This is a genomic window from Prosthecodimorpha hirschii (assembly GCF_001305515.1).
Lineage (GTDB): Bacteria > Pseudomonadota > Alphaproteobacteria > Rhizobiales > Ancalomicrobiaceae > Prosthecodimorpha > Prosthecodimorpha hirschii.
The window spans coordinates 4,948,796-4,974,520 of record NZ_LJYW01000001.1; the positions used below are offsets into that span (position 1 = coordinate 4,948,796).

21 protein-coding genes are annotated in these 25,725 nt (G+C 68.8%); 7 read left to right on the top strand and 14 right to left on the bottom strand.

Going from position 1 to position 25,725, the window contains the following annotated elements:
* Positions 1–35: 35 nt before the first annotated feature.
* The 10 genes from ABB55_RS21875 to ABB55_RS21920 form a co-directional block, all read right to left on the bottom strand.
* Positions 36–3,017: a bifunctional [glutamine synthetase] adenylyltransferase/[glutamine synthetase]-adenylyl-L-tyrosine phosphorylase gene (locus ABB55_RS21875; RefSeq protein ID WP_054362225.1), complete on the bottom strand. Its 2,982-nt coding sequence runs from the start codon at positions 3,015–3,017 to the stop codon at positions 36–38.
* A 156-nt stretch (positions 3,018–3,173) separates the two neighbouring features.
* A complete protein-coding gene (locus ABB55_RS21880; RefSeq protein WP_054360712.1) occupies positions 3,174–3,908 on the bottom strand; it encodes a carbonic anhydrase in 735 nt (244 codons plus the stop codon).
* Positions 3,909–4,193: 285 nt separating this feature from the next.
* The gene (locus ABB55_RS21885; RefSeq protein WP_054360713.1) at positions 4,194–5,606 is read right to left on the bottom strand and encodes an ATP-binding protein; all 1,413 of its coding nucleotides are present in this window, start codon (positions 5,604–5,606) and stop codon (positions 4,194–4,196) included.
* Between the two features lie 12 nt (positions 5,607–5,618).
* On the bottom strand, positions 5,619–6,299 hold the full coding sequence (locus ABB55_RS21890; RefSeq protein ID WP_054360714.1) for a response regulator transcription factor: 681 nt from the start codon (positions 6,297–6,299) through the stop codon (positions 5,619–5,621).
* 288 nt (positions 6,300–6,587) lie between these two features.
* Complete coding sequence (locus ABB55_RS21895) at positions 6,588–8,165, bottom strand: Do family serine endopeptidase (protein ID WP_054360715.1); 1,578 nt, start codon at positions 8,163–8,165, stop codon at positions 6,588–6,590.
* Positions 8,166–9,357: 1,192 nt separating this feature from the next.
* A complete protein-coding gene (locus ABB55_RS21900) occupies positions 9,358–10,068 on the bottom strand; it encodes an ABC transporter ATP-binding protein (RefSeq protein ID WP_054360716.1) in 711 nt (236 codons plus the stop codon).
* A complete protein-coding gene (locus ABB55_RS21905) occupies positions 10,065–10,820 on the bottom strand; it encodes an ABC transporter ATP-binding protein (protein WP_054360717.1) in 756 nt (251 codons plus the stop codon). The genes ABB55_RS21900 and ABB55_RS21905 overlap by 4 nt, the downstream gene beginning before the upstream one ends.
* The gene (locus ABB55_RS21910) at positions 10,813–11,799 is read right to left on the bottom strand and encodes a branched-chain amino acid ABC transporter permease (protein WP_054360718.1); all 987 of its coding nucleotides are present in this window, start codon (positions 11,797–11,799) and stop codon (positions 10,813–10,815) included. The genes ABB55_RS21905 and ABB55_RS21910 overlap by 8 nt, the downstream gene beginning before the upstream one ends.
* A gap of 2 nt (positions 11,800–11,801) precedes the next feature.
* Positions 11,802–12,725, bottom strand: a complete 924-nt coding sequence (locus ABB55_RS21915; RefSeq protein ID WP_054360719.1) for a branched-chain amino acid ABC transporter permease — start codon at positions 12,723–12,725, stop codon at positions 11,802–11,804.
* A 93-nt stretch (positions 12,726–12,818) separates the two neighbouring features.
* Positions 12,819–14,006: an ABC transporter substrate-binding protein gene (locus ABB55_RS21920; protein WP_152982134.1), complete on the bottom strand. Its 1,188-nt coding sequence runs from the start codon at positions 14,004–14,006 to the stop codon at positions 12,819–12,821.
* A gap of 232 nt (positions 14,007–14,238) precedes the next feature.
* Here ABB55_RS21920 and ABB55_RS21925 point away from each other — a divergent pair, with 232 nt between their 5' ends.
* The gene (locus ABB55_RS21925) at positions 14,239–14,643 is read left to right on the top strand and encodes a globin domain-containing protein (RefSeq protein WP_054360720.1); all 405 of its coding nucleotides are present in this window, start codon (positions 14,239–14,241) and stop codon (positions 14,641–14,643) included.
* A 33-nt stretch (positions 14,644–14,676) separates the two neighbouring features.
* Here ABB55_RS21925 and ABB55_RS21930 read toward each other — a convergent pair whose 3' ends face one another.
* Positions 14,677–15,276, bottom strand: a complete 600-nt coding sequence (locus tag ABB55_RS21930) for a HupE/UreJ family protein (protein ID WP_054360721.1) — start codon at positions 15,274–15,276, stop codon at positions 14,677–14,679.
* A 251-nt stretch (positions 15,277–15,527) separates the two neighbouring features.
* Between ABB55_RS21930 and ABB55_RS21935 the strand changes: the two genes are divergently transcribed.
* Positions 15,528–16,295 (top strand): SDR family NAD(P)-dependent oxidoreductase, encoded by a 768-nt coding sequence (locus ABB55_RS21935; RefSeq protein WP_054360722.1) that lies wholly within the window; start codon positions 15,528–15,530, stop codon positions 16,293–16,295.
* Between the two features lie 424 nt (positions 16,296–16,719).
* A complete protein-coding gene (locus ABB55_RS21940; RefSeq protein WP_200912131.1) occupies positions 16,720–18,303 on the top strand; it encodes an NAD(P)H-dependent oxidoreductase subunit E in 1,584 nt (527 codons plus the stop codon).
* 65 nt (positions 18,304–18,368) lie between these two features.
* On the opposite strand, the gene ABB55_RS21945 is transcribed toward ABB55_RS21940, so the two are convergent.
* Both ABB55_RS21945 and ABB55_RS21950 read right to left on the bottom strand, forming a co-directional pair.
* Positions 18,369–18,713 (bottom strand): hypothetical protein, encoded by a 345-nt coding sequence (locus ABB55_RS21945; RefSeq protein WP_054360723.1) that lies wholly within the window; start codon positions 18,711–18,713, stop codon positions 18,369–18,371.
* Positions 18,706–19,035, bottom strand: a complete 330-nt coding sequence (locus tag ABB55_RS21950) for a type II toxin-antitoxin system RelE/ParE family toxin (protein ID WP_054360724.1) — start codon at positions 19,033–19,035, stop codon at positions 18,706–18,708. Before ABB55_RS21950 ends, ABB55_RS21945 begins: the two co-directional genes overlap by 8 nt.
* Positions 19,036–19,120: 85 nt before the next feature.
* Between ABB55_RS21950 and fdhF the strand changes: the two genes are divergently transcribed.
* Both fdhF and ABB55_RS29955 read left to right on the top strand, forming a co-directional pair.
* A complete protein-coding gene (fdhF, locus tag ABB55_RS21955; protein WP_054360725.1) occupies positions 19,121–21,892 on the top strand; it encodes a formate dehydrogenase subunit alpha in 2,772 nt (923 codons plus the stop codon).
* 180 nt (positions 21,893–22,072) lie between these two features.
* Positions 22,073–22,804 (top strand): hypothetical protein, encoded by a 732-nt coding sequence (locus ABB55_RS29955; RefSeq protein WP_152982135.1) that lies wholly within the window; start codon positions 22,073–22,075, stop codon positions 22,802–22,804.
* A 214-nt stretch (positions 22,805–23,018) separates the two neighbouring features.
* Here the strand turns inward: ABB55_RS29955 and ABB55_RS21965 are convergent, their stop codons facing one another.
* On the bottom strand, positions 23,019–23,726 hold the full coding sequence (locus tag ABB55_RS21965) for a class II aldolase/adducin family protein (RefSeq protein WP_054360727.1): 708 nt from the start codon (positions 23,724–23,726) through the stop codon (positions 23,019–23,021).
* A gap of 214 nt (positions 23,727–23,940) precedes the next feature.
* Here ABB55_RS21965 and ABB55_RS21970 point away from each other — a divergent pair, with 214 nt between their 5' ends.
* Both ABB55_RS21970 and ABB55_RS21975 read left to right on the top strand, forming a co-directional pair.
* A complete protein-coding gene (locus tag ABB55_RS21970) occupies positions 23,941–24,540 on the top strand; it encodes a TetR/AcrR family transcriptional regulator (RefSeq protein WP_054360728.1) in 600 nt (199 codons plus the stop codon).
* A gap of 69 nt (positions 24,541–24,609) precedes the next feature.
* Positions 24,610–25,725 (top strand): efflux RND transporter periplasmic adaptor subunit, encoded by a 1,116-nt coding sequence (locus ABB55_RS21975; RefSeq protein WP_054360729.1) that lies wholly within the window; start codon positions 24,610–24,612, stop codon positions 25,723–25,725.

Genomic DNA, 25,725 nt, shown 5'->3' on the forward strand with positions numbered 1-25,725 from the left:
GGGGCCGCGATGCGGCCGGCCGCCCGGCCTCCCGGTCACGCACGCGGGCGGCCGATGATGCGCTCGAAACAGCCGCGCACCGCCGCCTCGGTATCCTGCAGGCGCGCGGCGAGCACGCGCAGGTCGGGCGCCTCTCCGGCGCGTGCGATCAGGTCGACGAGACCGCCCGGCGCCGTCTTCGGATCGAAGGCGCCGTCCTGGGCGAGGCGCAGCCATTGCGTGAGCGCCTGATAGAGCCGCAGGGCCGATGTCAGCACCTCGGCATCGTCGGGCGCAAGGTGGCCCCGGGCGGCCAGGCGCTCCAGCGCGACCGCCGTGCTGGTCGCAAACAGCGCCGGCTCGGCCGGGCCATGCAGGAGCATCAGATACTGGGCGATGAATTCGAGATCGACCAGGCCGCCGGCATGCTGCTTGATGTCCCAGATGTCGCGCGTCTTCTTCTCGGCCTCGATCAGGCCGCGCATCTCGGCCACGTCCGCGCGCAGCCTGTCCGGGTCGAGCGGGCGGGCGAGGGCCTCGCGGATGGCGCCTTCGACCACGGCGGCGAAGGCCGGCGGGCCGGCGACGACCCGGGCCCGGGTCAGCGCCATCCGCTCCCAGGTCCACGCCTCCCGGGCCTGATAGTCGCGGAAGGCGGCGAGGCTGGTCGCCACCGGCCCCTTGTTGCCGGATGGGCGCAGGCGGAAATCGACCGCGTAGATGGCCCCTTCGGCGGTCGGGGCCGACAGGGCGGCGATCAGGCGCTGGGTCAGACGGGCATAATACTGTCCGGCCATCAGGGGTTTCGGACCGTCGGACATGTCGGCGTCGGTCTCGAAATCGTAGACCAGGATCAGGTCGAGATCGGAGGCGGCCGTCATCTCGCGCCCGCCGAGCTTGCCCATGGCGACCACCGCCGCCGAACCGCCGGCGATGCGCCCGTGCACGCGCGCCATCTCGGTCTCGACATGGCCGAGCACCGCGGCGACCAGGAGCCCGGCCAGGGTCGCGTAGGCGACGCCGGCCTGGCCGATCGACAGGGTGCCGGTCAGGATGCGCACGCCGATCAGGAACATCTGCTCCTGGGCGAAGATGCGCGCACGGTCGAGCAGGTCCTCGTAGGATGCGGCCTCGGCGAAGGACTGTTCGAGCCGGCGCTTCAGTTCCGCCTCGTGCGGCACCACGTCGAAGAAGGCCGGCTCGAGCACGGCGTCGATGACGCGCGGGCGGCGCGACAGGGTCTCGGCGAGCTTCGGCGCGGACCCCATGATGACGGCGAACAGGGACAGCAGGCGCGGATTGGACACCAGGATCGAGAAGATCTGGATGCCGGCCGGCAGGCGCGCCACGAAGCGGTCGAAGGCCAGGAAGGCCGCATCGGCATTGGCGGTGGCGGCCAGCGCCTCGACCAGGGCCGGCGTCAGTTCGGTCAGCCGCTCGCGCGCGACGGTGGAGCGGGTCGCGGCATAGCGCCCGAAATGCCAGGCCCGGATGGCGGCGGTCACTTCCGAGGGGCGGGCATAGCCGAGCCGCGACAGGGTCTCGATCGTGCCGGGATCGTCGTCGTCGCCGGTGAAGACGAGATTGCCGCGGCCCGAGGAGAGCTCCGGCGCGCTCTCGAACAGATGGGCATAGTGGCCCTGAACGCAGGCCAGCCGCTGGCGCAGGGCGGCGGCGAAGTCGGCGCGGTTGCGGAAGCCCATCATCCGGGCGATGCGGCCGACCCCCTCCGCCGTCTCCGGCAGGGTGTGGGTCTGCTCGTCGGCGACCATCTGGATGCGGTGCTCGACCGCGCGCAGGAACAGATAGGCCTCGGCCAGCTCGTCGCGCACGCGGGCACCGATCCAGCCGAGATCGACCAGTTCGTCGAGCATGGCGAGCGTCGCGCGCCCGCGCAGGCGCGGATTGCGGCCGCCGGCGATCAACTGCTGGGTCTGCACGAAGAACTCGATCTCGCGGATGCCGCCGCGGCCGAGCTTGACGTTGTGACCCTCCACGGCGATGTCGCCATGGCCCCGATGCGCGTGGATCTGCCGCTTGATCGAATGCACGTCGGCGATGGCGGCATAGTCGAAATACTTGCGCCAGATATAGGGGCGGATCTCGTTCAGGAAGGCCTCGCCGGCCGCGATGTCGCCGGCACAGGGGCGGGCCTTGATCAGCGCCGCGCGCTCCCAGTTCTGGCCCATGCTCTCGTAATATTGCAGGGCGGCATCGACCGACATGGCGATCGGCGTCGCGCCCGGATCGGGCCTGAGGCGCAGGTCGACGCGGAACACGTAGCCGTCCGCGGTGCGCTCCTGCATGATCCTGACCATGCGCTTGGTGATGCGCACGAAGAGGTCGACGGCCTCGTCCGGATCGGCGAGCCGGTCGCGCACGCGGGCATGGTCGAAGAAGACGATCAGGTCGACATCGGAGGAGTAGTTGAGCTCATAGGCGCCCTGCTTGCCCATGGCGAGCAGGATCAGGCCGGACCCGCGCGCCGGCTCGTCCGGATCGATCAGCGTGATCTTGCTGCGGCCGGCCGCCTCGCGCAGGGCATGGTCGACCGCGGCCGACAGGCAGGCATCGGCGAAGCGGGTCAGACCCTCGGTGACGGCCAGCGTCGGCAGCGCGCCGGCCAGATCGGCGAGCGCGAGCGCGAGCGCCGTCTCCTGCTTCAGACGGCGCAGGCGGGCCATCAGGGCGGCCTCGTCCTCGGCGCGTGCCGTGCGCGCCGCGGCGACCAGATCGTCGATCAGCCGCTCCGGTTCGGCGGTCAGGATGCGGCCGAGCCGGGCGGGATCGCGTGCGGCGAGATCGGTCAGGTAGGGCGACGAGCCGAAGACGCCGGTCAGAAAGGTGGCGACACGCGGGTCGGCCTCGATCAGGGCCGTCAGGACCGCGCCGTCGGCCTCGTCGGCCGCGCGCGACCGGACGCGGTCGAGCGCCAGCTTGCCGGACTTCTTGGAATCAGGGGCGAAGACCGTCGCGATCCGTGCCAGCAGCCGGCGGTCCGTCCCGCCCTTGGCGCCCGCCGATGCGGTCTTCGTCATGATCATCCCCCGGTCTTCTTGTTCCCGCCCGTCGGGCGGCTTGGAGGAGGATGAGGGACCGCCGCCGCGGCGCGGTCAAGTCGGGGCGCCGGCGCGACGCAAACGGCCCGCCCCGGCGTGCCGGAACGGGCCGTTGCATGAGCGGAGGCGCGTCGGTCAGGCGAGGAATTCGACCTTGCCCGATTCGAGGTCGTAGCGGGCGGCGACGACCTTGACCTTGCCCTTGGCGACCAGGTCGGAGACGACCGGGCTGCGCGACGGCAGGCGCGCGGCGGAGCGCTTGGCGCTCTCGCGCACGGTGGCGTCGACGAAGTCGCCGCCCTTGTCCTTGACGGCGAGCGCCGCGGGCACGATCGGCTCGATCATCTGGCCGATCGAGCCGGGATAGGTGGCGTTCTTGGCGACCACGTCGCAGGCGGCGGCGACGGCGCCGCAGCTCGAATGGCCCATGACGACGATCAGCGGCGAGCCGAGCACGGCCGCGCCATATTCGATCGTGCCGAGCACGTCGATATCGACCACGTTGCCGGCGTTGCGGCAGACGAACAGTTCGCCGAGGCCGAGGCCGCCGAACAGCAGTTCCGGCGGCACGCGGCTGTCGGCGCAGGAGATGACCGTCGCCCAGGGCGCCTGGCCGTGCGAGACATGCTCGCGCTGATGGGTCAGGTCGGCGGCGCAGAGCTGCGCATTGGCGACGTAGCGCTCGTTGCCTTCCTTGAGCTTGGCGAGCGCCTGGTCGGCGGTCAGCGTCGTGGTCGGCCCGCCCGCGGCGCGCGCCTGGGACATGGTCAGCCCGGTCGCCGTCAGTCCGGTCGCAAGAGCCGCCGCGCCGAAGCCGGCCAGCGTCAGGAAGGAACGACGATCAAGTCCGGTCTTGCAGTTTTCGCACATGGTTTCCCCCGTCCCGCTTCCCTAGGCGCCCCGATTGCCGAACCCCCGGACCGACCGCCTCATCTCCCTGACACCAAAGCATCTCTCCCATTCAGCCGTGTCGGCAGGGGACGATTGCTTCAGAGGAAGCGCTGGGGAACTGTAATGGAGTGCGATTAAAAATTTAAGCGGCGGCGGCTCGAATGGGTGCGAATTCGAGATTTTTACAAGCCTATCCTTCGCAATATATAAATTTATGCAGCTATCAACTTGGAGAGATGACCAAAAGCTGACGGCGGATACGGACTAACCCTTATTGGAGATCGGCCCCTCGACCGCCGGGAAGTGCAGGTCGACTTTCAGTCCCGGACCGGCATCTCCGAGCACCATGCTGCCGCGGTGGTGGCGCATCACGGCGGCGACCAGCGACAGTCCCAGCCCCGATCCGGGCTTCGAGCGGCTCGCCTCCAGTCGGACGAAGCGCGACAGCACGCGCTCGCGCTCGCCCTCCGCGACACCCGTCCCGTTGTCGGCGACGGTTGCCACCGCGGACGCGCCGTCGCGGGCGACGGCGACGCGGATGACCGCGGCGCGACCTTCGACGCGGCCGTATTTCAGGGCATTGTCGATCAGGTTGCCGAGCGCCTGGGCGATCAGTTCGCGGCTGCCGAGGACCGGTGCCGCCAGTTCGGCGTCGACCTCGATGCGCACGCCGTCCTCCTCGGCGACCGGCTCGTAGAATTCGGCGACCTCGCGGGCGATCCCGGCCAGATCGACGGTGGCGGTCTCGGCCGGCTGCCCGCCGGACTCGACCCGCGCGATCATCAGAAGCGCGTTGAAGGTGCGGATCAGGGCATCGGATTCCTCGATCGTCGCCTCGAGCGCCGACCGGTAGCGGGCCGGGTCGGGCTCGCCGCCGAGCGCCTCGTCGACGCGGTTGCGCATGCGCGTCAGCGGCGTCTTGAGGTCGTGGGCGATGTTGTCGGAAACCTCCTTCAGACCTTTCATCAAATCGTCGATGCGGCCGAGCATGTCGTTGACGGCGAGCGCCAGCCGGTCGAACTCGTCGCCCGACCCGGTCACCGGCAGACGGTCCGTCAGGTCGCCGGCGACGATGCGCGCCGAGGTCGCCGTGACCTGATCGATCCGGCGCAGCACCCGGCGCGACACGAACCACCAGGTGACCAGGGCCAGCACCACCATGACGCCCATCACGACCCGGAACGAGCGGCCGAACAGGTCGCGAAACCGGTCGCGCTCGCCGATGTCGCGGCCGACCAGGGCCCGGAACCCGCCGTCGAACTGCAGCACGCGGACCAGCGCGACATGGTTCTGCTTGCGGTCGCCGTCGAAGCGGGCGTAGCGGATCGGATGCGCCGTCTCCGCGGCATCGTCCAGGATGGCGGGCGGGATGTCGGCGATGTTGCCGACGACCGGATTGCCGGAGAAGTCCGCCAGCAGGTAGAGGCCCGCGCCGGGCGCCCGGCTCTTCTGGTCGATGGCCGTCAGGAGCCGCCGCAGCCCGCCGGCCTGATACTGTTCGTCCAGCTCGGCGACTTCCTGGTCGATCGCCTCGCGCAGCTGGCGTGTCAGCAACTCGTTCGTGGTCCGGGTGACGTAACCGATCAGGAACACGGTCACGATCGAGAACACGACGAGATAGACCAGGGTCAGCCGGAACGCGGTCGTCCGAAGGAAGCGGCCGAGGGCGGAGACCATGGCGTTCCGTCCTCAGCGCGCAGGATCGCGGATCATGTAGCCGGCGCCGCGCACGGTGTGCAGCAGCGACCGCTCCTGTCCCTTGTCGACCTTGGCGCGCAGCCGCGACATGTGCACGTCGATGACGTTGGTCTGGGGATCGAAATGATAGTCCCAGACATTCTCCAAGAGCATCGTGCGGGTGACCACCTGGCCGGCATGCTTCATCAGATATTCGAGCAGCCGGAACTCGCGCGGCTGCAGCGGCACGTCCTGGCCGGCGCGGGTGACAGAATGCGACAGCCGGTCGAGCACCAGATCGCCGACCCGGAGCGTCGTTTCCGCCTCGCCGGGCCGCCGGCGCCGCCCGAGCGCCTCGACCCGGGCGAGCAGTTCGGTGAAGGCATAGGGCTTGGCGAGATAGTCGTCGCCGCCGGCGCGCAGGCCTTTGACCCGGTCGTCGACCTGACCGAGCGCCGAGAGGATCAGGACCGGCGTCTCGTCGTGGTCCGCCCGCAGGGCCTCGACGATCGACAGGCCGTCGCGCTTCGGCAGCATCCGGTCGACCACCAGCACGTCGTAGCCGCCGCCCGACGCCATATGCCAGCCGTCGTCGCCGTCGGCCGCGTGATCCGGCACATGGCCGGCTTCGCGAAGCGCCTTCAGAAGATACTGGGCCGCCTCGCGATCGTCTTCGATGATGAGAATCCGCATGGCTCGATCATACAGCCGGAGGAGGGCCGCCGTCAGGTCGTGCAAGGCGCCGGATGGCGGGATTGCGGGCCGGCGGGGCGCAGGGCCGCGCGATGGAAGCGCCGAGAGCGGCGCCCGGCGCGGGGAGGCGCGTCGGACGCCGCTCTGGCGCGGCCGGAAGCCCATCGGGTGGGGTGGCCCGAGGGGAAGGGCGACCCCACACGGGGGTGGGGCGGGGAACGGGCTTCCGGGTGGGGCCGCCGCAGCACACGGGGGAGGATGTGCGGCGGCTCCGAGGGAAGGGACGGATCAGGACGAGGCGAGCGGCAGCGGCACGAAGCGGGTCTCGCCGTTCTTGACGACGCGGGCGAGGACGCTGCGGCGGCCGTCGGCGCGGGCCTTGCTGATCGCGCTGCCGAGATCGCGCGCGGTGGCGACCGGCGTGCCCTGGATATCCAGGATCAGATCGCCGACCTCGATGCCGCGGCTCGCCGCGGGACCGGCCGGGTCGACGCGCACCACGGCCACGCCGCGGTCGCCCTGGCCGACCTCGGAGGCCGGCGAGACCATCACGCCGAGATCGGCCAGCGAGGTCGAGCCCGGGACGCCGTCATCGCCGCTGCGACCGGCATCCGCGCGCCGCTGCTCGTTCGGCAGCTTGCCGAGCACCACCGACACGTCCTGTTCCTTGCCGGCGCGCAGCAGCGTCACGCGGACGGTCGAACCCGGATCGTAGCCGGCCACGGTGCGGGCCAGATCGCGCGGGTTGCGCACCGGCTTGCCTTCGACGGCCAGGATCACGTCGCCGGACTTGATGCCGGCCTTGGCGGCCGGGCTGTCGGCCTGCGGCTCGGCGACCAGCGCACCGCGCGCCTGCTTCATGCCGAGGCTGTCGGCGATGTCGCGGTTGATGCCCTGGATCTGCACGCCGAGCCAGCCGCGGACGACCTGGCCGTTCTTCTCCAACTGGGCGATCACCCGCTCGACCGTGGAGGTCGGGATGGCGAAGCCGATGCCGACCGAGCCGCCCGAGGGCGAGAAAATCGCCGTGTTCATGCCGACCACCTCGCCGGCGAGGTTGAAGGTCGGGCCGCCGGAATTGCCGCGGTTGATCGGCGCGTCGATCTGCAGGAAGTCGTCATAGGGACCGGCGCCGATCTCGCGGCCGCGGGCCGAGATGATGCCGGCGGTGACCGAACCGCCGAGGCCGAACGGATTGCCGACCGCCAGCACCCAGTCGCCGACGCGGATCTCGTTGCGGGCGAAGGGTACGGTCGGGAAGGTCTTGCCCTTCTCGTCGATCTGGACCAGCGCCACGTCGGTCTTCTCGTCCGAGCCGAGCACCGTGGCGCGGTATTCGCTGCCGTCGGTGGTCACCACGGTGACCTCGCGGGCGCCCTTCACGACATGGAAGTTGGTGACGATCTTGCCTTCCGGGGCGATGATGAAGCCCGAGCCCTGCGAGGTGACCGGGGCGTTGTTGCCGCGCGGGCCTTCGCCGCGCCGGTTGCCGCGTTCGCCCGGGCCGCCGTTGGGGCCGCCGCGATCCTGCCATTCGCGGAAGAAGCGCTCGAGCGGGCTGCCTTCGGGCACGTCCGGGAAGATGTCGCTCATGAACTGGCGCGGCTGGTCGGCCTTGACGCGGATCGAGACGACCGCGGGGCCGACACGGTCGACCACGTCGGCGAACGAGAAGGTGTTGATCGCATGCCCGTTCTGCGGCACGCCGGGCGCCGTGACGGTCTGCGCCTTGGCGGCGGGCGTCCCGACGAACAGGCTCTCGGCGGCCAGCGTGCCGACGAGACCGAGCGACAGGACGCCGGCCAGCAGCGTCTTGCGCCGTGCCGCGATCAGACTGCCGGCCTTCTTCACGTCTTCGAGGGTCATGGAGTGAGCTCCGTCCAGTGTTTCGGTGAACGGCGGGCTGCGGAAGCGCGCCGTCGATGGACTGGACAATCGCCGAACGGACCTAAACGTGCCCTGTCGAGCGGATTAATTATTCGTAATATTGCGGACGCGCGCTGGTGGGCCTTGTCCGGGGATGCGGCCGAGAGATCGGGGGCGGTCGCGGGAGAGATGGGGGTGCCTGTGGGAGAGATCGGGGGTGCCTGTGGAAGAGATCGAGGGGCGCCCGCGGCAGAGATCGAGAGGCGTCCGCGGCCGAGATCGAGAGGCGTCCGCGGATCTGGGGATGGATGCGCGATCTCGCAGCGCATTCCCGGCCGCAGCGTATCGGAGAGCCGGGACCCACTCTGCTGGCGACGCGCCGCAAGTGCTTGTCGCCACACGCGATCTTGATGCCGCTGCGCGGTGAGTAGGCCCCGGATCGGCGGCCCTTCGGGCCTTGTCCGGGGATGCGACCGGGAGATCGGGGGCGCCCGCGGAAGAGATCGGGGGGCGTCAGTGGAAGAGATCGAGGGGCGCCCGCGGATCTGGGGATGGATGCGCCATCTCGCAGCGCATTCCCGGCCGGAGCGTAGCGGAGAGCCGGGACCCACTCTGCTGGCGACGCGTCGCAAGTGCTTGTCGCCACACGCGATCTTGATGCCGCCGCGAGGCGAGTAGGCCCCGGATCGGCGGCCCTTCGGGCCTTGTCCGGGGATGCGGCTGGGAGATTGGGGGGCGCCCGCGGAGAAGATAGAGGGTGGTCGCGGACGAGATCCGGGGGGCGCCCGCGGAAGAGATCGGGGGTGCCTGTGGAAGAGATCCGGGGGCGTCCGCCGATCCGGTGATGGACGCACCATCTCGCACCGCATTCCCGGCCGCAGCGACAGCGGAGAGCCGGGACCTACTCTGCTTGCCACATGCGACAAGCTATTGATCGGACTGCCGATCTTGATGCCGTTGCGAGGCGAGTAGGCCCCGGATCGGCGGCCCTTCGGGCCTTGTCCGGGGATGCGGCCGGGAGATCGTCGCGTGGCCACAGGCCCGGGAATGATCGGGGGTGCCCTCAGGCTTGGAAGAGATCCGGGGGCGCCTGCGGATCTGGGGATGAATGCGCTATTTCGCGGCGCATTTTGGGTCCGCGCATTCCCGACCGGAGTGCAGCACACTCCCGGCCGGAGCGCCGGGCGAAAAATCAGAATGCGAGGTAGCGTTCGATCGGGCCGCCGGGAGCCTTCAGGTCGGGGGTGGTGCCGGTCCAGACGATTTCGCCCTTCTCCAGGATGGCGTGGCGGTCGGCGAGGCGGGCGAGGGCTTCGAGATTCTTGTCGACCACCAGGATGGCGAGGCCCTCGCGCTTGAGGGCTTCGAGCACCTGCCAGATCTCGGCGCGCACCACCGGGGCGAGGCCTTCGGTCGCCTCGTCGAGCACGAGCAGCTTCGGGTTGGTCATCAGCGCGCGGCCGATCGCCAGCATCTGCTGTTCGCCGCCCGACAGCTGAGTGCCGAGATTGCCGCGCCGTTCCTTCAGGCGCGGGAAGAACTGGTAGACCCGCTCCAGCGTCCAGGCCGAGCGGCCCTGCCGGCTGGCGGCGGTGGCGGTCAGGTTCTCCTCCACGCCGAGGCGCGGAAAGATGTGGCGGCCTTCCGGCACATAGCCGAGCCCGGCCTGGGCGATGCGGTAGGGCGGCGCGCCGGCGAGATCGCGGCCCTCGACCTGGACGCGGCCGGCCTTGGGCCGGATCAGGCCGAAGACGGTGCGGATGGTGGTCGTCTTGCCCATGCCGTTGCGGCCGATCAGCGTCGTGACCGAGCCGGCCTCGATGTCGAGCGTGACGCCGAACAGGACCTGCGCGGCGCCGTAGCCGGCTTCGAGCGCCTCGATGCGGAGGAGGGGGGCGGTCATGCGTGGGCGTCCTCGCCGAGATAGGCCCGGCGGACGACCGGGTCGTTGCGGATGGCCTCGGGCGACCCGCTCGCCGCGACCGCGCCTTCGACCAGCACGGTGATCCGGTCGGCGAGCGCGAAGACGGTGGCCATGTCGTGCTCGATCAGGAGCATCGGCAGGCGGCCGCGCAGGCCGGCGAGAAGCTCGGTCAGCCGCTCGGTTTCGGCCTTGCCGGTGCCGGCCATCGGCTCGTCGAGCAGCACGAGGCGCGGCGCCTGGACGAGCGCCATGGCCAGTTCCAGCGCGCGTTTCTCGCCGTGCGAGAGGAGCGCGGCGGCCACGTCGGCGCGCCGGGCGAGGCCGACGGCGGCGAGGCTCTCGGCGGCCTTGTCCTCGATCGCCCGGTCGGCCCGAGCGGGCTTCAGGAAGCGGAACGAGGAGCCGGCCTTGGCCTGGGCGGCGAGCGCCACATTCTCCTGCGCCGAGAAGCCGGCGACCACGCTGGAGATCTGGAAGATGCGGGCGAGGCCGAGCCGCGCCCGGGCGGCGACGCCGAGACGGGTCACGTCCTGGCCGGCGAACAGGACCCGGCCGCGGTCGGGCTTCAGGACGCCCGAGATCTGGTTGATCAGCGTCGTCTTGCCGGCGCCGTTCGGGCCGATCACGGCATGGATCTCGCCGGGCAGCACCTCCAGCGAGACGTGGCGGGTGACCGGCAGGGCGCCGAAATTCTTGGAGAGATCGTCGAGCTTGAGGATCGGGTCAGCCACGGCGGCCTCCCAGGATGCGGGCGATGAGGCCGCCGCGCAGGAGCACGATCAGGATCAGGAGCGGGCCGAAGATGATCTTCCAGTGCTCGGTCAGATGCGACAGCGTCTCCTCGACGACCAGCACCACGGCCGCGCCGACGATGGCGCCGTGCAGCGGGCCGAGCCCGCCGAGCACGACCATCACGATCAGGTCGCCCGAGCGCTGCCAGGCCATATAGGCCGGCGAGACGAATTCGGTCTGGTTGGCGAGCAGCGCCCCGGCGACCGCGGCGACGCCGCCGGCCAGCGCATAGGCGACCAGGCGGACCGGATAGGCGTCGTAGCCGAGCGCGGCGAGCCGGCTCTCGTTCTCCTTCAGGCCGCGGAACACGCGCCCGAAGCGGGAGGCCAGCACGCGGTTGCCGAGGACCAGGAACAGGGCCAGCAGGCCGATCGCCAGATAGGCGAAGGTAAGATCGTTCTTCAGCCATTTCTGCCCGGCGACGGTGGAGCGCGCCCACAGCGTCATGCCGTCGTCGCCGCCATAGGCCGACAGGCTGGTGAAGGTGAAGAAGGCCATCTGGGCGAGCGCCAGCGTGATCATGATGAAATAGACGCCGCGCGTCCTGAGCGCGACCGTCCCGGTCACGCCGGAGAACAGCGCGCCCGCCAGGAAGGCCACGGGGAAGGCGACGAGCGCATCGGTGAAGCCGAGATCGGCCAGGATCAGCACCGCATAGGCGCCGATGCCGAAGGGCGCGGCATGGCCGAAGCTGACCAGCCCGCCCTGGCCGAGGATGAAGGAGAGCGACAGGGCGGCCAGCGCGAAGATGGCGACGCGGGTCGCCATGGTCAGCCAGAAGGGCTGGCCGAGCAGGACAGCGGCCGCGGGCGCGGCCGCCAGCAGGGCGACCAGCACCAGCCCGAAGGCCGGCGAGCGCAGGAACGGTCCGAGACGGCTCGGGCGGGCATTGTCGTTGGCGGCGGGCGCGGTGGCCATGGTCAGCGGCGCTCCGCCGGAAACAGGCCCTGCGGCCGGAAGAACAGGATCAGCGCCATGACCACGTAGATCAGCATGGAGGCGAGCGCGGGCCCGGCCTTGGCGGCGGAGGAATTGGCGAAGAACAGTTTCAGGATGTCGGTCATGAAGGCCCGGCCGAGCGTGTCGACCAGCCCGACCAGCAGGGCGGCCAGGAAGGCGCCGCGGATCGAGCCGATGCCGCCGATCACGATCACCACGAAGGCCAGGATCAGCACGCCGTCGCCCATGTTCGGTTCGACCGACAGGATCGGCGCGGCCATCGAGCCGGCAAAGCCGGCCAGCATCGCCCCGAAGGCGAACACGATCATGAACAGCCGGTCGATGTCGACGCCGAGCGCGGAGACGATCGGCGCATGGGTCGAGCCGGCGCGGACCAGCATGCCGATCCGAGTGCGCGCGACCAGGAGCCAGAGCAGCAGCGCCACGCCGAGCCCGGAGGCGATGATGGCGATGCGCCAGACCGGATAGAGCAGGCCCGGCATCAGCACGACCGAGCCGGACAGGATTTCGGGCGTCCGCATGGCGATCGGCGAAGCGCCGAACACCATCTTGACGCCCTCGGTCATGAACAGGATCAGCCCGAAGGTGGCGAGCACCTGTTCCAGATGGTCGCGCCCGGTCAGGTGACGATAGACCAGGATCTCCAGGACGAAGCCGGCCGCCAGCGTGGCCAGCATGCCGAGCGCCAGGCCGAGCCCGAAATGGTCGGTCCAGGCGACCGCGGTCGCGGTCAGATAGGCGCCGAGCATGTACTGGACGCCGTGGGCGAGGTTGATGAAGTCCATGACGCCGAAGACCAGCGTCAGCCCGGCCGCGACCAGGAACAGGATCACCCCGAGCTGCAGCCCGTTCAGGGTCTGGACGAGGAGGAGGGTGGTGTTCATCCGCTGAACCTCAATGCGACCGACCGGAACCGGGCGGACGGCGGCCGAACGCCGCCCGTCCGGAGGGAGACGCCGGACTGACCGGCGGGCGGGTCACTTCAGCGGGCAGTCGCCCGCATAGGCGTCCTTGGCGTCGTCGAACACCTTGGCGACGACCTCGGTGGCGAACTTGCCGTCGGCGCGCTTCACCGCCTTGACGACATAGAAGTCCTGGACCGGGAAGCCGTTGGTGTTGAACTTGAAGTCGCCGCGGATCGACTTGAAGGGGGCGGCCGCCAGCGCCTTGCGGAAGGCGGTCTTGTCGGAGACCTTGCCGCCGGTCGCCTTCAAGGCGCCGTCGATCAGCTTGGCGGCGTCGTAGCCCTGCGCCGCATAGAGCGACGGCACCACGCCATATTCCTTCTCATAGGCCGCCACGAAGGCCTTGTTCTCGGCCGTGTCGAGGCTCGGTGCCCATTCGGCGCCGGAGAACAGGCCGATCGAGGCGTCCTGGATCGCCGGCAGGGTGGTCTCGTCGATGGTGAAGGCCGACAGGAACGGAATCTGTCCGGCCAGCCCGGCCTGGGCATATTGCTTGACCAGGTTCACGCCCATGCCGCCGGGCATGAAGGTGAAGATCGCATCCGGCTTGGCGGCGGCGATCTTGGCGAGCTCGGCGGAGAAGTCGAGCTGGCCGAGCTGGGTGAAGATCTCGTCGACCACCTCGCCCTTGAAGTGGCGCTTGAAGCCGGCCATCGAATCCTTGCCGGCCTGGTAGTTCGGCGTCATCAGGATGACGCGCTTGTAGCCCTTGTCCTGGGCGAACTTGCCCATGACCTCGTGGTTCTGGTCGTTCTGATAGGAGGCCGAGAAGAAGAAGGGCGAGCAGGCCTTGCCGGCGAGCGGCGAGGGGCCGGCATTGCCGGAGATCAGGAAGGTCTCGGCATCGAAGACCGGCTTGGCGACGGCCATCATCACGTTGGAGAAGACCACCCCGGCGACCACGTCGACCTTGTCGCGCTCCAGGAGCGCCTTGACCTTGGTCACCGCGACGTCGGGCTTCAGCTCGTCATCGACCACCACGACTTCGGTCGGCTGCCCGCCGAGCTTGCCGCCGAGTTCCTTCACGGCGAGCTGGAAGCCGTCGCGCATATGCACGCCGAGCGCCGCGGACGGACCGGACAGGGTGGAGACGAGCCCGATCTTGACCGGGTCGGCCGAAGCCGCGGAGGTGCCGAGCACAACCCCGCCGGACGCGAGCAGGGCACCGAGCGCGACCGTAGCCGCCAGTTTCAGTTTCATGGTCTGGCACTCCCAAACGGATGACTGCCGCCTGACCGGGCGGCTCCCGGCGGACATTATCCGAATTCGCGGCCTGCGCACCTCCCGTGCCGGCCGTTCGTGAAGGCAGATTAACTCCAGCCTTCAAAATTTCAAGATTAAAACAACTGCGCGGACTGCCCAACGCTTGGGCTGGCGATCCGTCGTCGCAGCCTCTATCAAGACGCCGCTGCGGAAAGCCGGAGACCGCCCCGTGACCCGTGACGACGCCGCCCTCGTGCGGGCCAGCCTCGAAAGCCTCAGGCCCGATCCGATCCCGGTCGTGAACAATTTCTACATGCGCCTGTTCGCGATCGCCCCGCGGATCCGGGCCGTGTTTCCCGACGACATGAGCGCGCAGAACCGCAAGTTCGCCGACATGATCGACGCTGCGGTTCAGATGATCGACAATCCGTCGGTCCTCGAGGCGGAACTCGCGGCGCTCGGGCGCCAGCATGCCGCGCTCGGGGCCGGCAGCGCCGACTATGCGCTGGTCGAGGAGGCGTTGCTCTGGGCGCTCGGCCGGCATTTCGGAGCCGCCTTCACGCCGCAGACCGCCGCCGCCTGGCAGGCCTTCTACCGCCGCCTGTCCGCCGCCATGCTGCAGGCCGCGGCCTGATCCCGGTCGCGGCAGCCTGATCCCGGCCGGCGTTCAGAGCAGACCCGCCGCCATCGCGATGCCGGCCGCCGCGACCGACAGGCCGGCGGCGCTCGAGGCCAGCCGGCCCAGGCGCGAGGCCAGCAGGCCGAGCCCGATGCCGGCGGCATGCAGCAGCGCGGTCGCCAGGGCGAAGCCGGCGAAATAGGCCGCGGCCGGGCCGGAAGCCGGCATCTCCATGCCGTGGGCGGCGCCGTGGAACACCGCGAAGACGGCCGTGATCGCCAGGGCCGCGCCGGCCGGTACCAGCCCGCCGACGCCCGCCGCGAGGCCGAGCACGACGATCGAGGCCAGGATGCCCGGCTCGACCGCGGGCAGGCCGCCCAGGACGACGCCGGCGAGGCCGCCGGCCAGCATGGCCGTGACGAAGGCGGCCGGCAGCAGGACCAGCGTGCGTCCGCCGAAGCGCGCGGCCAGCAGGCCGACCGCCACCATGGCGAGGACATGGTCGGCCCCGTGGACGGGATGCGCCAGGCCACTGGAGAAATTCGCCACCACTTCATGGCCCGGATGGGCGGAAGCCGCCGTGGCGAGAACCGGCAGGGCGGCGAGCGCGAGGCCGGCGGCGGAGAGGGAGCGGGAGACGAGTTTCATGGCGACGACCTCGACGAGGGGCGGCGGATGCGAAGAGCCCCGGCATAGGGAATCCGCGTCATGCTAGCCTCGATCCGGCGCTCCGGTCATGCCCCTTCGCGGGGCGTCCGCTGCCTCTTTTGTAGGCGGGGCGGGCATCGTCGGTGCCGGAACGGCTTTCGGACTCTCCAACGAGCGGGTCATTGACAAGGCCGACCGCCGGGCGGTTTCTCCGCTTCAGGCTCGACAAGTCAAATCAGGGAGAGAAATCCATGCGTCTCGACGAGATCAAGGCCGCGGTCGTCACCGGTGGCGCCTCCGGCCTGGGCGAGGCGACCGCCAGGATGCTGGCCGCCGGCGGCGTCAAGGTCGCGCTGTTCGATCTCGACCAGGCGAAGGGCGAGGCCCTGGCGGCCGAGATCGGCGGCATCTTCTGTGCGGTCGACGTGACCGACGAGGCCAGCATGGTGGCGGGCTTCGCGGCCGCGCGCGCCGCGCACGGGCCCGAGCGCCTGCTTGTCGCCTGCGCGGGCATCGCGCCGGGTGCGAAGACCACCGCCAAGGGGGCGCCGCACCCGATGGGCCTGTTCGAGAAGGCCATCGCCATCAACCTGACCGGCGCCTTCCGGGCCATGGCGCATGCGGCGACCGGCATGGCGGCGCTCGACCCGGTCGGCGAGAATGCCGAGCGCGGGGTGATGATCGCGACCGCCTCCGTCGCCGCCTTCGACGGCCAGATCGGCCAGGCGGCCTATTCGGCCTCGAAGGCAGGCCTGGTCGGCCTGACCCTGCCGGTCGCGCGCGACCTCGCGCCCCTCGGCATTCGAGTCATGACGATTGCGCCGGGTCTCTTCGAGACGCCGATGCTCAAGGGCCTGCCGCAGGAGGTCCAGGACAGCCTCGGCCGCCAGACGCCGTTCCCCTCGCGCCTCGGCCGGCCGTCGGAATATGCCGCCATGGTGCGTTCGATCATCGAGAATCCGATGCTCAACGGCGAGACGATCCGCCTCGACGGGGCGATCCGGCTCGCGCCGCGCTGATCGCCATCGCCACGCGAAGACAGGCCGCCGGGCTCCGTCCGGCGGCCTTTCCGTTTCCTCAGCCATAACTCCCGCTCATCGCTGGAATGATCATAATTCCAGGCGCGCGGGGCATAGCCAGGGGCTATTTTCCCTGCGCCACGCCGGAGGGTCCGGATGCGGGCCATCTTGTTCTGGCCGCATCTCGGGCCGATCGTTCGGTCGTGGACGCCGCGTCCGGCGCGTCCCGGGCGTCGGCGGCCGATGCCGGCCCGGTTCGTCCGGTCCGGTCGCGGCGGCCGGCAACCAAGAACGAGACGCTGAGGGGGAAACCTTGAACATCCAGCGCAAGATCACGGGCGGCCCGGGCAAGGGACGCGACATCTCCAAGCCCAAGGGCCGGCCGATCGACGAACTGGCCCTGGCGGAGGTGCGCGCGCTGCTGATGGATCGGCCGCGCCGGCGCGACCTGCTGATCGAGCATCTGCATCTGATCCAGGACATGTTCGGCTGCCTGCATGCGCGCCATCTCAACGCGCTCGCCCACGAAATGCGCCTCGCCCAGGCCGAGGTCTTCGAGGTGGCGAGCTTCTATCACCATTTCGACGTGGTCCGCGAAGGCGAGCCCGCCCCGGCCAAGCTGACCATCCGGGTCTGCGATTCCCTGTCCTGCGCGCTGGCCGGCGCGGAGGCGCTGACCGCGGCGCTGAAGTCGGGGCTCGATGCGGCCGAGGTGCGCGTCGTGCATGCGCCGTGCATGGGCCGCTGCGCCGAGGCGCCGGCCGTGATGGTCGGCCGCCATGCCTTCGGCCATGCCAGCGTCGAGACCGTGACCGCGGCGGTCGAGGCCGGTCGCACCGCGCCGGAGGTGCCCCATTACCGCAGCTTCCACGACTACCGCGCCGATGGCGGCTATCGGCTGCTCGAGGCCTGTCTGAAGGGCGGGCATACCCCGGAGGAGTTGATCGCGATCCTGTCGGATGCGGGCCTGCGCGGCCTCGGCGGCGCCGGCTTCCCGGCCGGCCGCAAGTGGCAGTTCGTGCGCGGCTACAAGGGCCCGCGCCTGATGACCGTCAACGGCGACGAGGGCGAGCCCGGCACCTTCAAGGACCGCCACTATCTCGAAACCGACCCGCACCGGATGATCGAGGGCGCGCTGATCGCCGCCTGGGCGGTCGGGGCCGAGCGCATCTACATCTACATGCGCGACGAATATCCGACCGTGCTCGACATCCTCGCCAAGGAGATCGCCGCCGTCGAATTGTCCGGTCTCGCCGCCCATGCGCCGATCGAACTGCGCCGCGGCGCGGGGGCCTATATCTGCGGCGAAGAGTCGGCGATGCTCGAATCGATCGAGGGCAAGCGCGGCATGCCGCGCCACCGGCCGCCCTATATCGCCGAGGTCGGCCTGTTCGGCCGGCCGACGCTGAACCACAATGTCGAGACGCTCTACTGGCTGCGCGACATCGTCGAGAAGGGCGCGGTCTGGTTCTCGTCGCAAGGCAAGGAAGGCCACAAGGGCTTCCGGTCCTATTCGGTCTCCGGCCGCGTGCGCCAGCCGGGCGTGAAGGTCGCGCCGGCCGGCATCTCGGTGCGCGAACTGATCGACCAGCATTGCGGCGGCATGCTCGACGGTCATGCCTTTGCGGGCTTCCTGCCGGGCGGCGCCTCGGGCGGCATCTTCCCGGCCGAGATGGGCGACCTGCCGCTCGATTTCGGCACCTTCGAGAAATTCGGTGGCTTCGTCGGCTCGCACGCGGTGGTGATCCTGTCCGACCAGGACGACATCAAGGCGGCGGCGCTGAACCTGATGTCCTTCTTCAAGGAGGAGAGCTGCGGCCAGTGCACGCCGTGCCGGGTCGGCAGCGAGAAGATGGTCGCGCTCCTGAAGAGCGGCGCGCCGGTCGAGGAGAGCGCGATCCGCGACCTGATGCAGGTCATGCGCGATGCCTCGATCTGCGGCCTCGGCCAGGCCGCCTCCAACCCGGTCAACCACTGGCTGACCTATTTCGCGGGCGCCGGGAAGTGAGCGCCCGGCACCAGGGCCGCCCGGCCGGCGCGCGGGGGCGGGCGCATGCGCAGGTGCGTGCGGGGCTATTCGGCGGCTTGCGCGGCCTCTTCGAGCCGGGCCGGTTCGACCTGCAGCCGAATGCCCGCCAGGCGGCTGACGGCCGTCAGAACGACCCGCACGGTGGCGGCGGACGCCGGTTCGGAGCGGCGCAGGGCGCGGACCAGTTTTGCTCGCGGCAGGCTCGCCGCGGCGGCCACGCTGTCGTATCCGAACGCGCCCCGGACAACGGTACGCAAGAGGCCGCGGGCGACCTCGAACTCTCCTTCCAGGAAGGCAGTTCCGGCTTCGGCGATCATCAGGTCGCGATAGGTGGGATCGGCGCCGACATCGGCTTCGAGCTCGGGCCAGACGGAATGGGTGCTAATCATCGCCTTGTCCCTTCTGGCGCTTGTACATCGCCCATCGCTTCTTCGCGGTCGCGATATCGTCGGATTGGCGCGATTTGGTTCCGCCTTCGAGCAGGATCAGCAGCCTCTCGCCGTCGCGCCCCATATATAGCCGATAGCCGGGTCCCCAGTCGATCCGGGCTTCCAGAACGCCCGCGCCGACGCCCTTCAGGCTGGCGAGATTGCCTGAGGCGAGACGCTCCAACATCCGGTCGACGCGAATTCGGGCGGCCGGGTCGAGTCCACGCCGCCAAATCGCGAAAGGCTTGCGGCCGTCCTCGTCGACAAAGAACAGAATCTCCATCGCGCAACGCTATATCCGGCCGCCCGGCGGCTGCAACCACAACAACCTGCGTCACAATCCTTGAATGCAAGGGCGGGAGACACCCATGACCGACACCATCACCTTCACCCTCGACGGACGTGAAGTCGAGGCGCGGCCGGGCGAGACGATCTGGCAGGTGGCCGAGCGCGTCGGAACCGAGATCCCGCATCTGTGCTGGCTGCCGGAACCGGGCTATCGGGCCGACGGCAACTGCCGGGCCTGCGTGGTCGAGATCGAGGGCGAGCGCGTGCTGGCCGCCTCCTGCGTGCGCATGCCGGCGCCCGGCATGGTGGTCAAGACCGCCTCCGAACGGGCCAAGAAGTCGCGCGAGATGGTGTTCGAGCTCCTGCTCGCCGACCAGCCGGCCCGCGAGGGCCACCGCGACCCGGATTCCTCGTTCTGGAAATGGGTCGACGCGATGGGCGTCGAAGCCTCGCGCTATCCGGCCGGCCACGCGCCCGCCGCGGACGTGTCGCATCCGGCGATCGCGGTCAATCTCGATGCCTGCATCTCCTGCGGCCTGTGCGTACGCGCCTGCCGCGAGGTCCAGGTCAATGACGTGATCGGCATGGCGGGCCGCGGCCACGCCATGAAGCCGGTCTTCGACATCAACGATCCGATGGGCGACAGCACCTGCGTGGCCTGCGGCGAATGCGTCCAGGCCTGCCCGACCGGTGCGCTCTTCGAGAAGAGCCTGATGGATGCCGAGGCCAAGACGCGTACCGTCTGGGCCGACAAGGTCGTCAATTCCGTCTGCCCCTATTGCGGCGTCGGCTGCCAGACCAAGGTCGCCGTCAAGGACGACCGGATCGTCCAGGTCGATGGCCGCGACGGCCCGTCTAACGAGAACCGGCTGTGCGTCAAGGGCCGCTTCGGCTTCGACTATGTGCGCCATCCGCAGCGCCTGAAGAAGCCGCTGATCCGCCGCGAGGGCGTGGCCAAGTCGCTCGACAACCTGCCGGATCCGGCCAATCCCTGGACACATTTCCGCGAGGCGACCTGGGAGGAGGCGCTGGAGAGGGCGGCCTCCGGGCTCGCCCGCACGCGCGACACCCATGGTCCCCATGCGCTCGCCGGCTTCGGCTCGGCCAAGGGCACCAACGAGGAAGCCTATCTGTTCCAGAAGTTGGTCCGGGTCGGCTTCGGCTCCAACAATGTCGATCATTGCACCCGGCTGTGCCATGCCTCCTCGGTCGCGGCGCTGATGGAGGGCGTCGGCTCGGGTGCGGTCTCGGCGCCGTTCATGGCGGCGGCGGATGCCGATTTCATCATCGTCATCGGCGCGCGCCCCGAGCAGAACCATCCGGTCGCCAACACCTATTTCAAGCAGGCCGCCAAGGCCGGCAAGAAGATCGTCGTGATGGACCCGCGCGGCCAGGGCCTGTCGCGCTTCGCCTGGCGTTCGCTGCAGTTCAAGCCGGGTGCCGACGTGGCGATGCTCAACGCCATGCTGAACGTCATCGTCACCGAGAAGCTCTATGATGAGCAGTATATCCAGGCCAATGTCGACGGCTTCGAGGCGCTGAAGGCCAAGGTGGCCGACTTCACGCCCGAGGCGATGGAGCCGGTCTGCGGCATCGCGGCCGCGACGCTGCGCGAGGTGGCGCGCACCTACGCGACCTCGGAACGCTCGATCATCTTCTGGGGCATGGGCGTCTCGCAACATACCCACGGCACCGACAATGCCCGCTGCCTGATCGCGCTGGCGCTGATCACCGGCCATGTCGGCCGGCCCGGCACCGGCCTGCATCCGCTGCGCGGCCAGAACAACGTCCAGGGCGCCTCCGATGCCGGCCTGATCCCGATGGTCTTCCCGGACTATCAGTCGGTCGAGAACCCGGACGTGCGCGGCCGCTTCGAGGATCTGTGGGGCCGCACGCTCGATCCGAAGCGCGGCCTGACCGTGGTCGAGATCATCGACGAGGCCTATGAGGGCAAGATCAAGGCGATGTATGTGCAGGGCGAGAACCCGGCCATGTCGGATCCGGACCAGAACCATGCCCGGGCGGCCTTGTGCCGGCTCGACCATCTGGTCGTGCAGGACATCTTCCTGACCGAGACCGCGCTCTATGCCGACGTGATCCTGCCCGCCTCGGCCCATGCCGAGAAGCTCGGCACCTACACCAACACCAACCGTCAGGTGCAGATGGGCCGCCCGGCGCTCAACCTGCCGGGCGAGGCGCGGCAGGATTGGGAGATCCTCTACGATATCGGCCGGCGCATCGGCGTCGGCTGGTCCTACGAGACCGTCGCCGACGTGTTCGCCGAGATGGCCTCGACCATGCCGTCGCTGAAGAACATCTCCTGGGACCGCGTGATGCGCGAGGAGAGCGTGACCTATCCGGCCGACGCGCCGGACCGGCCCGGCAACGAGATCATCTTCGCCCAAGGCTTCCCGACCCGCGACGGCCGCGCCCGGATCGTACCGGCCGACGTGCTGCCGCCCGACGAGATGCCGGATGTGGAGTTCCCGCTGGTGCTCTCGACCGGGCGCATGCTCGAACACTGGCATACCGGCTCGATGACCCGGCGTGCCGGCGTGCTCGACGCGTTGGAGCCCGAGCCCGTCGCGCTGATGAACCCGCGCGAGATTCTCCGTCGCGAGATGCGGGCCGGCGAGGTCGTGCAGGTGTCCACCCGGCGTGGCGAGATCGAACTGACGCTGCGCGCCGACCGCGACTGCCCGGAAGGCTTCGTCTTCGTCCCCTTCTGCTTCAACGAGGCCGCCGCCAACTTCCTGACCAACCCGCAGCTCGACCCCTTCGGCAAGATCCCGGAGTTCAAATACTGCGCCGCCCGGGTCGACAAGCGTTCGGTGCGGGAAGCGGCGGAGTAGGAGAGGCTCCTTGTATTTTGGCGGGGGATTCAGATCCTCAAAGGCCGCGGCCGAGGCGTGACTTTATCCCCCGTCACCAGTAGTATAGTTTCCCTGTACAACGGTTGATTCGACCGATGTATTTCAGTGTCATTTCGGTTTTGAAAGATTCTGAAATAACAGAAACGGGGAAGGACGCGGATGGCACTCCAGCGGATAGGACCATCAGGCTCACTCTTCTCGACTCCACAAGTTGCGGCAGCCTTTGCTGACGAATTCCTGAGCACCTATGCCAATCCGGCGTTTGGGGCGCACTCAAAGACGGAAATTGACCTTCTCGTCTTCGATTTAATGATAAAGGCAGGTATCGTCGATCCGAAGGCTCAAGCCTTTGAAATTTCAAAGCTGTTGACGGTGCCGCCTTCGAAGGTGAAGTCCTTGGTTCAGGCGTGGTATCTGCGCAACCAGCCAACGGACGCCGAACTGGTAGACGAAATTGTATCTATTCTCATTTCGGCTAAGTTTTTAAGCGACGGCAAAGATGGAAGGACAATCAAGCTGACGATTTCAAATCGCTTCGTCCGCGAATACTTTTCGTCGCGACTGCAAAAAATTCATCACACTGTCGATGGGTCATTCAATTCGGAAATTGTATGCCTCTCTCCGGATGCTCTCGCCGAGTTCATGGCCACGGAGGCTAAAGACTCTGCCGAAACTGTCGCGGCAAGACTGGTCGAATTCGGCATCATTGCTGACAAGAGCGCGACCGGCGTCATGACCGAAATTGTTATGAAGCTCGCCGGGAAGATCGGCGACAAGGCCGTCAGTGAACTTGCGGGTGGAATTGTCGGTTCGTTCTCGAGTTTCGTAAAGGGTCTGTTTAAGGGTAACACGGATACAGCGACTGACGCTGCTAAAGTCATTTTGACATAAAGGGTGAATCAATAGCGATGCCTTGCGTGAACAGCGCCAAGGTGTCCGTTTCTCTTGCCGTGAAGAGTTGAGTTTCCGATCATAGCGTACTGTCTTTCCCTTCTGGTTATTTAGGGTTAGCCTGATTGTGACGGTTTCAATCCGTGGAAAGGAGTAGATGTTGGCGCGGGATCGCCTGACGTTTCTGTTGGAAGACTAGCCGTCAAGCCGAGTTTCACCCATCCCGCCGGACCGGACGGTCCATCATGGCGACCTCCTCGGGGGTGCAGTCGCGGGGTTGCTTGCCGTAGGTGCGGAAGCGGCGCATGACCTCGGTCATCTCGGTGTCGTCGAGGATGACGGGCGTGCCGAGGGTGCGGACGATGGCGTATTGGCGGCACAGATATTCGACCTCGCCGGCGACCGAATAGGCCTGGGCGAGAGACTTGCCGTAGGCGATTTGGCCGTGATTGGCGAGCAGGCACGCGGTGCGGTCGTCGGCGAGCGCCTCGATCATCGCGTCGGAGAGTTCGGCCGTGCCGAAGGTGGCGTAGCGCGCGGTGCGCAGCGTCGGGCCGCCCTGCTTGCCGATCATGTAGTGGAAGGCCGGGATGTCGATGCGCAAGCAGGAGAGGGCGGTCGCATAGGGCGAGTGGACATGGACCACCGCTTGGGCGGCCGGTAGATTCAGATAGATGTCGCGGTGCAGCCGCCATTCCACCGACGGCATCCACTCGCCCTCGTAGCCGCCGTCGAGATCGCAGAAGACGATCTGGTCCGGCGTCGTCCTCTCGTAGGGGATGCCCGAGGGCGTCACCAGGAAGCCGCCGTCGACGCGGACCGAGATGTTGCCGGCGGTGCCGAAGGTCAGCCCGGTGCGGGCCATGTCGCAGGCCACGGCGATGATCTCGGTGCGGAGGGCGACATCGTGCTTGGTCGGCATGCAGGCCTCTGATGTGGAGTTGGAAGCGCTGCCATCTTTGGCCGCTGCGGGTTTTCGCGCGGCATCGCGCCGATCCCCTCTGCTCTAGCCCAACGCACCGGCCCGCTCAATGCCGTCCGGCCATCGGGGAATTGACGGGTCGCCAGCCGTCGACTATATGGGTGATGAATTTTGAAATTCGTCAGAAATCAATTGCTGCAATCTGGAACGCCCCATGACCGCGCATGCCATCGACGAGGCCCGGCACGATACGAGGACCCGAATCCTCGATGAGGCCGAGCGCCTGTTCCGCCACTATGGATATACCAAGACGACGGTCGCCGACATCGCCCGCGAGTTGGGCATGTCGCCGGCCAACGTCTACCGGTTCTTTCCCTCCAAGGCGGCGATCAACGAGGCGATCGCGGACCGGATGCTGTCGGCGCGCGTCGCCCACTGCCGCACGATCGCGCGCGGACCCGGCACCCCGGCCGAACGCGTGCGGGCGTTGCTGCTCGCCAATCATTACCAGACCGTCGAAGTCTTCCTCGACGAGAAGAAGGTGCACGAGATGGTCTCGGTGGCCATCCATGAGCAGTGGGAGGTGGTCCGGCGCTTCATCCACGAGACCACCGCGGTCTTCGCCGAGGTGATCGCGGAGGGCATGGCAAGCGGCGAATTCGCGGCCGGCGATCCGGTGCGGGTCGCGCGACGGACCCACCAGTGCTTCGTCACCCATATCCACCCGGAACTGGTCGTGCAGTGTCTTCAGGATTCCGACCGTGCCGGTCCCGAGGAGATGGCCGACTTCATTCTGCGCGCCTTGCGGCCCTGACCAGACCCTCGCGCGGACGCCCCGGGCGCCCGCGTGTTTTTTTGTCCGCGGACTGAGGAAAATCAGAATATGTCAGCGATCATTCGTTCGTCGGCGCTCGTTACGGTCCCGGCCCTCGTGGCGGCCGCCCTTCTGCTCGCGGGCTGCAAGGAGCAGGCGGCGGCGCCCGATCCGATCCGCCCGGTCAAGGCGATGGTGGTTTCGACCGCGGCATCGGAGCGGCACCTGAGCTATTCGGGGGCCGTGGAGGCGCGCATCAGCGCGGGCCTGGGCTTCCGCGTCGGCGGCAAGATCGTCGCGCGTCTGGTCAATGTCGGCGACCGCGTCGAAGCCGGCACCACGGTCGCGCGGCTCGATCCCGCCGATCTGCGGCTGGCGCTGCAGGCCGCGGAGGCGGCGGTCGAGGGCGCCAAGGCGCGGGTGCAGGTCGCCCGCGACGCGCTGGAGCGCAATCGCAGCCTGTTCGAGAAGGGCCATGTCGCCAAGGCGGCACTGGACAAGGCGAGCCTGGAGACCGATCAGGCCGTCGCGGCGCTCGACAGCGCCGGCTCGGCCCGCGACCAGGCCCTCAACCAGATCGGCTATGCCGACCTGAAGGCCGACGGTCCCGGCATCGTCACCGAGGTGCGCGGCGAGGCCGGTCAGGTCGTGGCCGCCGGCGCCGCCGTGGTGACCATCGCGCGCGACGGCGAGAAGGAAGCGCGCATCGCCGTGCCCGAGCAGGACATCCGCCATTTCCGCAAGGGCGACATGGTCGAGGTGCGATATTGGGCCGAGCCCGATCTGGTCCAGACCGGCCGCGTCCGCGAGGTCGCCGGCAGCGCCGACGCCATCTCGCGGACCTTCGCGGTGCGCATCGCCCTGCCGGAGGACGAGCGCCTGCGTCTCGGCCAGACCGCGACCGTCACGGCGTCGGTGCCGAGCGGCCCGGCGGCCGTCGTCGTCCCGCTCGCCGCGCTCGCGCAGCGCCCCGACGGGACCGTGGTCTGGGTGGTCGATCGCTCGAGCGAGACCGTTTCGGCGCGCCGCGTCACGATCGGACCGACCGCACCGGCGGGCGTGCGCATCGTCGAGGGCCTCGGCGCGGGCGACCTGGTCGTCACCGCCGGCGCGCAATTCATGACCGAAGGCCGCAAGATCAGGCTGGCCGGCTCCGAGATCGCCACGGCGCACGCCGCCCCCTGA

Bases quoted from the DNA above. Each gene is read 5' to 3' on its own strand.
- ABB55_RS21915 (WP_054360719.1), bottom strand. From the start codon at position 12,725: ATGAACACCACCCTCCTCCTCGTCCAGACCCTGAACGGGCTGCAGCTC.
- ABB55_RS29955 (WP_152982135.1), top strand. From the start codon at position 22,073: ATGGCACTCCAGCGGATAGGACCATCAGGCTCACTCTTCTCGACTCCA.
- ABB55_RS21890 (WP_054360714.1), bottom strand. From the start codon at position 6,299: ATGCGGATTCTCATCATCGAAGACGATCGCGAGGCGGCCCAGTATCTT.
- ABB55_RS21875 (WP_054362225.1), bottom strand. From the start codon at position 3,017: ATGACGAAGACCGCATCGGCGGGCGCCAAGGGCGGGACGGACCGCCGG.
- ABB55_RS21880 (WP_054360712.1), bottom strand. From the start codon at position 3,908: ATGTGCGAAAACTGCAAGACCGGACTTGATCGTCGTTCCTTCCTGACG.
- ABB55_RS21910 (WP_054360718.1), bottom strand. From the start codon at position 11,799: ATGGCCACCGCGCCCGCCGCCAACGACAATGCCCGCCCGAGCCGTCTC.
- ABB55_RS21975 (WP_054360729.1), top strand. From the start codon at position 24,610: ATGTCAGCGATCATTCGTTCGTCGGCGCTCGTTACGGTCCCGGCCCTC.
- ABB55_RS21920 (WP_152982134.1), bottom strand. From the start codon at position 14,006: ATGAAACTGAAACTGGCGGCTACGGTCGCGCTCGGTGCCCTGCTCGCG.
- ABB55_RS21950 (WP_054360724.1), bottom strand. From the start codon at position 19,035: ATGGAGATTCTGTTCTTTGTCGACGAGGACGGCCGCAAGCCTTTCGCG.
- ABB55_RS21885 (WP_054360713.1), bottom strand. From the start codon at position 5,606: ATGGTCTCCGCCCTCGGCCGCTTCCTTCGGACGACCGCGTTCCGGCTG.
- fdhF (WP_054360725.1), top strand. From the start codon at position 19,121: ATGACCGACACCATCACCTTCACCCTCGACGGACGTGAAGTCGAGGCG.
- ABB55_RS21900 (WP_054360716.1), bottom strand. From the start codon at position 10,068: ATGACCGCCCCCCTCCTCCGCATCGAGGCGCTCGAAGCCGGCTACGGC.
- ABB55_RS21940 (WP_200912131.1), top strand. From the start codon at position 16,720: ATGGATCGGCCGCGCCGGCGCGACCTGCTGATCGAGCATCTGCATCTG.
- ABB55_RS21970 (WP_054360728.1), top strand. From the start codon at position 23,941: ATGACCGCGCATGCCATCGACGAGGCCCGGCACGATACGAGGACCCGA.
- ABB55_RS21945 (WP_054360723.1), bottom strand. From the start codon at position 18,713: ATGATTAGCACCCATTCCGTCTGGCCCGAGCTCGAAGCCGATGTCGGC.
- ABB55_RS21895 (WP_054360715.1), bottom strand. From the start codon at position 8,165: ATGACCCTCGAAGACGTGAAGAAGGCCGGCAGTCTGATCGCGGCACGG.
- ABB55_RS21965 (WP_054360727.1), bottom strand. From the start codon at position 23,726: ATGCCGACCAAGCACGATGTCGCCCTCCGCACCGAGATCATCGCCGTG.
- ABB55_RS21935 (WP_054360722.1), top strand. From the start codon at position 15,528: ATGCGTCTCGACGAGATCAAGGCCGCGGTCGTCACCGGTGGCGCCTCC.
- ABB55_RS21930 (WP_054360721.1), bottom strand. From the start codon at position 15,276: ATGAAACTCGTCTCCCGCTCCCTCTCCGCCGCCGGCCTCGCGCTCGCC.